At 67.1% G+C, this 1506-nt stretch carries 2 protein-coding genes; both read right to left on the bottom strand.

What is annotated here, in order from left to right:
- Nucleotides 1–362 (bottom strand): Gfo/Idh/MocA family oxidoreductase (locus LRQ04_RS20475; RefSeq protein ID WP_235522139.1); only part of this gene is annotated, 362 nt, incomplete at its 3' end.
- Between the two features lies 1 nt (nucleotide 363).
- A partial coding sequence (locus tag LRQ04_RS20470; protein ID WP_235522138.1) for a Gfo/Idh/MocA family protein occupies nucleotides 364–1506 on the bottom strand: 1143 nt, incomplete at its 5' end.

Genomic DNA, 1506 nt, shown 5'->3' with positions numbered 1-1506 from the left:
TTGAAGTCCACCATGACGGGCACGCCGCTCTCCTGTGCGAAGGCTGCCGTTTCGCGGGCGCGGTCCAGGTCCAGGTCAATGGGCTTCTCGCAGAGCGCGGCGATTCCGACGGCGGCGGCCCGGCGGAGGTGCCCGGCGTGCGTATCGGTGGAGGACGCGATGAAGACGGCGTCGATCGCCTGAGGGTCGAAGACCTCCTCAAGGGTGGTGGCAGCCGAGGCGCCATGCGCGGCGGCGAGGGTCTGTGCCCGCTGTTGGTCGACGTCGTACACCAGGCGGAAGTCGATCCCGGGGTGGGCTGCGAGGTTGGTTGCGTGGACGGAGCCGATGAACCCGGCTCCGAGGAGGGCGAAACGGGGCATGTCAGAGTGCTGCTTTCTTTAGGGCGGACGCGGGGACTGTCCACGCGGAGTCATCGTGATGCGACGCGGCGACGGCTTCGACGAACTGGACACCGATCAGGCCGTCGATCCCGGTGGGGAAGGTCAGCTCGCGGTCCGGGAGCGGCGTGCCGTCGCGGCGGGCGCGCAGCACCTGAGCCAGGTCCGAGTAGAAATTGGCGAAGGCCTCAAGGAAGCCCTCCGGGTGGCCGAGACCCACGCGCGTGAGCCGGGACGCGTCGTCGTGCAGGGTGCTGAGTCCGTGCGTGAGGATGGTGGTGGCCCCTGCGAGGTCCTGGACCTTGAGGTGGTGCGGGTCTTCGTGCTGCCATTCCAGGCTGCCCTTTTCGCCGTAGACCCGGATGCGGAGCCCGTGGTTATGGCCGGTAGCCGCCATGCTGGCCCACAGCCGCGCGGGAACTGAGCCGGTCAGTTCAAGTTCCACGGTGGCGTTGTCGAAAACGCGCCGCCCAGGCACGAACGTCTGCAAGCGGCCGGACAAGCGTTTTGCTTCGAGCCCGGTGATGTAGCGGAGCAGATGGAGGGCGTGGGTGCCGAGGTCGCCCACGACACTCGGGAACCCAGCAATGTCAGGGTTGGTCCGCCATTTCGCCTGTTTGTGGCCTTCGTTCTCGAGGGGTGTTGCTGCCCAGCCCGACGCATGCTCGACGTCGACAAAACGAATGGCGCCCAGCTCGCCGTTGCGGACCATCCGCGCGGCTTGCCGCACCATGGCGTAGGCCGAATAGCAATGCGGCACCGCAAGGACTGCGTCGTTGTCCGCTGCGACCCGGACCAGCTCGGCCGCAGTGGCGGAATCCTGCGTCAGGGGCTTCTCGCAAACCACTGCAATGCCCTTTTCAAGGAATGCACGGGCGATCTCGAAGTGGCTGTCGTTGGGCGTCGCAACAACCACCACGTCCACACCGTCCTCACGGGCGGCCTCAGCCTCGGCCATCTCCTGGATGTCGCGGTAGTTGCGGCCCGGTTCGACGCCGAGTTCGACGGCGGTGGCGTGGGAACTGCTCTCATCGCGCCCGAAAATTCCTGCCCGGAGATCGTAGTGGCCATCCAGCCGCATGGCGTAACGGTGGGTCTTGCCGATGTCGGCGCCCGGACCGCCACC

This window comes from Paenarthrobacter sp. AR 02, from assembly GCF_021538675.1.
Classification (GTDB): domain Bacteria; phylum Actinomycetota; class Actinomycetes; order Actinomycetales; family Micrococcaceae; genus Arthrobacter.
This window is presented reverse-complemented; position numbering and strand designations above follow the sequence as displayed.